The following is a 3,338-nucleotide window of genomic DNA, read 5'->3' on the forward strand; positions in this document are numbered from 1 at the left end:
AGTGTAGCGCGCACAACATCTGCGTCATGACCGTCAACAAGCATGTCAACGCCTTTACGCATAAATGGGTTTGGGATTTCAGCTTCTTCGAGTGCTAAAAAACCACCTTTACGAGCAGAATCCGCAAGCTCTACTGCTTTTTCTATTAACTCTTCTGGCGACTCAATTTTAAACATGAATGCCTTACCAACCACCTTACCTATCCCTAAAAACTGAGACATAGTGAAGTTTGATAAAACAATAAACAGCGAGCCACCAAATACAATTACACTTGAAGGCGCATCGGCAAACATGCCCATTTCACCGCTACTACTCATAAACATAGACATGACAATTAAGCCTATTGCGCCTAGGATCCCTATTATGGTTGCTAAATCCACATTTCCTCCAGAGATTTCATGTTTAAATGCCTTATCATAAACTTTTTATTATTAACTGCTTATCGGCAACATACTGAATTGCTTAAGTCATTTTTGTAAATAAACATAAAAGTTATATTTATTATTTTATATCAAGTTAGACGCTCTGCCTAATTATCGAGTTTTCCTGACTAATAACACTGATTAACACGCGATTAATCGTGCTAAATGTAAAAAACTCATATCATCCTTTGACCTAGTTTAGCATTCCCCCTAAAATTGGCTCCTAAATTTATCATGTAAGCTGAAATAAAGATGGCGACTAAAAAACCTGAAAACTTAAGTTTCGAAAAAGCACTAGAAGAATTATCAACAATTGTTAGTGAAATGGAACAAGGTGATTTATCGCTTGAACAATCATTAAAGCAGTTCGAGCGTGGTATTGCACTCGCTGGTGCGTCATCTGAAAAACTACAGCAAGCAGAACAAAAAGTTTCTATTTTAATGGGCAATAGCGAAAAGTCAGCACTTACAAACTTTAATAATGATATGGAATAGTTGTGAGCATAAAAGACTATATTGAACGTGCTCAAAATGATGTAGCTACTACACTCAATAGCTACTTTGAACAACCGCTCGATAGCGATAAAACAATAAAAGAAGCCACTCATTACAGCTTATTTAATGGTGGAAAAAGGCTGCGCCCTTTTTTGGTGTACGCTGTTGGTGAAATGCTAGGCGCTAAAAAAAGTGACTTAGACGTTTTGGCTGCAGCCATAGAATGCATTCATAGTTATTCATTAGTACATGACGACCTACCAGCTATGGATGATGACGATTTACGCCGCGGCTACCCCACTTGCCATATTGTGTATGGCGAAGCGCAAGCCATTTTAGCGGGTGATGCATTACAAACTCTTGCCTTTGAACTTATAGCCACACATAACTTTAATTGCTCAGCGCAATCACAAGTAAAAATGATTGCTGCACTTGCACATGCATCAGGTATTGAAGGAATGGTGGCAGGACAAGGTTTAGACATTGCCGCAACTGACAAAGTTGTTTCTGTACAAGAGCTTGAGCGCATCCATAAGTTAAAAACCGGTGCACTAATTAACTGTGCTATAACACTAGGTGCACTGTGCAGTGAAAAAGCAGATGAACAAACTTTAGAAAACTTGAGCGTTTTTGGGTATGCTATAGGGCTGGCATTTCAAGTACACGACGATATTTTAGACGTGGAAGGTGACACCTTTATACTAGGTAAACCACAAGGCTCAGATATAGAAGCGAATAAAGCGACATACCCGGCGTTATTAGGTATGCTAGGCGCTAAAGAAAAGGCGCAAAATTTAATAACACAAGCCCACGAAGCGTTAGCACTTATTGATGCAGATACTACGCTTCTTGCGTCGCTGGCAAATTACCTTATTGAACGTGACCACTAGTCACAGTTTAAGCGTATTGCAAATAGCACTGACATTATTACTTAACATTCGTTGTTCACTCCCATTTGAAAGCGAATGTGATCGAAGGATATAAAAAAGCCATGACACTTGATAGTAGCAAGTATCCATTACTTAACTTGGTTGACAAACCAGCTCAATTACGAGACTTAGCGCAAGATAAACTTCCCGAGTTTAGCAATGAGCTACGTGAGTATTTACTTAACTCTGTATCGCAAAGTAGCGGTCATTTAGCGTCTGGTTTAGGCACAGTTGAGCTTACAGTTGCACTTCATTATGTATATAACACACCAGAAGATCGTGTAGTGTGGGATGTTGGGCATCAAGCCTACCCGCATAAAATCTTAACGGGTCGCCGCGACCAAATGCATACTATTCGCCAAAAGGATGGTCTGCACCCATTCCCATTTAGAGATGAAAGCGACTACGACACATTCAGTGTTGGCCATTCTAGCACCTCAATTTCTGCAGCTTTGGGCATGTCAATTGCAGCGCAAAAAGAAGGTGCAGGGCGTAAAACGGTTGCAGTTATTGGTGATGGCGCTATTACTGCGGGTATGGCATTTGAGGCGATGAACCATTTAGGCGATGTAAAATCAGACATGCTTATTATTCTAAATGATAACGAAATGTCGATTTCAGAAAACGTTGGTGCATTAACCAACCACTTTGCGCGTATTCTATCTGGTAGCTTTTACACCAACATTCGCGAAGGAAGTAAAAAGTTACTGTCTGGCGTACCGCCTGTTAAAGAGCTTGCCAGCAGAATGGAAGAGCACCTTAAAGGCATGGTTATCCCTGGTACGTTTTTTGAAGAGCTTGGCTTAAATTATATTGGCCCAATTGATGGGCACGATGTAAACATGCTGGTTGATACATTACGTAATATGCGTAATTTAAAAGGCCCACAACTTCTTCATATAAAAACGCAAAAAGGTAAGGGTTACAAGCCAGCTGAAGCCGACCCTATTGGTTACCACGGCGTCCCTAAGTTTGATCCAAACACATCTAGCTTGCCTAAATCAAAACCGGGCGCCCCTACTTTTTCAAAAGTATTTGGCGACTGGCTATGCGACATGGCGCAGCAAGATGATAAGTTAATGGCTATCACTCCTGCCATGCGTGAAGGCTCGGGCATGGTGCGCTTTTCAAAAGAACATGCTGATAAGTATTTTGACGTCGCAATTGCTGAACAACATGCTGTAACTCTAGCCGCAGGTTTTGCATGTGAAGGCTTAAAGCCTGTTGTTGCTATCTATTCAAGCTTTTTACAGCGCGCATACGATCAGCTCATTCACGATGTTGCATTACAAAACCTCCCTGTATTATTTGCCATTGACCGAGCAGGTATTGTTGGTGCCGATGGCGAAACACATCAAGGCGCATACGATCTCAGCTTTATGCGTTGTATTCCTAATATGGTTATTATGGCACCTAGCGATACTAATGAATGCCGCCAAATGTTGTACACCGGTTACAAAGCTAATTGCCCGGTTGCTGTTCGTTACCCTCG

At 41.1% G+C, this 3,338-nt stretch carries 4 protein-coding genes; 3 read left to right on the forward strand and 1 reads right to left on the reverse strand.

Features of this window, described 5'->3' with window-relative positions:
• Positions 1–380 (reverse strand): MotA/TolQ/ExbB proton channel family protein (locus tag BCG07_RS18850; RefSeq protein ID WP_502694085.1); only part of this gene is annotated, 380 nt, incomplete at its 3' end.
• A 294-nt stretch (positions 381–674) separates the two neighbouring features.
• On the opposite strand from BCG07_RS18850, the gene BCG07_RS18855 reads away from it, so the two are divergent.
• From BCG07_RS18855 to dxs, 3 genes are all read left to right on the forward strand, one after another.
• Positions 675–917 (forward strand): exodeoxyribonuclease VII small subunit, encoded by a 243-nt coding sequence (locus BCG07_RS18855; protein ID WP_006794260.1) that lies wholly within the window; start codon positions 675–677, stop codon positions 915–917.
• A 2-nt stretch (positions 918–919) separates the two neighbouring features.
• Positions 920–1,807 carry a (2E,6E)-farnesyl diphosphate synthase gene (ispA, locus tag BCG07_RS18860; protein ID WP_286891517.1) on the forward strand — a complete coding sequence of 296 codons (888 nt, stop codon included), beginning with the start codon at positions 920–922 and terminating at the stop codon, positions 1,805–1,807.
• A 101-nt stretch (positions 1,808–1,908) separates the two neighbouring features.
• On the forward strand, positions 1,909–3,338 hold a 1,430-nt coding region (dxs, locus tag BCG07_RS18865; protein WP_286891519.1), incomplete at its 3' end, for a 1-deoxy-D-xylulose-5-phosphate synthase.

Source organism: Pseudoalteromonas sp. ESRF-bin5 (assembly GCF_002632075.1).
Classification (GTDB): Bacteria; Pseudomonadota; Gammaproteobacteria; order Enterobacterales; family Alteromonadaceae; genus Pseudoalteromonas; species Pseudoalteromonas marina.

What these genes read in the sequence shown, in the direction of transcription:
- BCG07_RS18855 (WP_006794260.1), top strand. Translation starts at nt 675, where the DNA reads ATGGCGACTAAAAAACCTGAAAACTTAAGTTTCGAAAAAGCACTAGAA.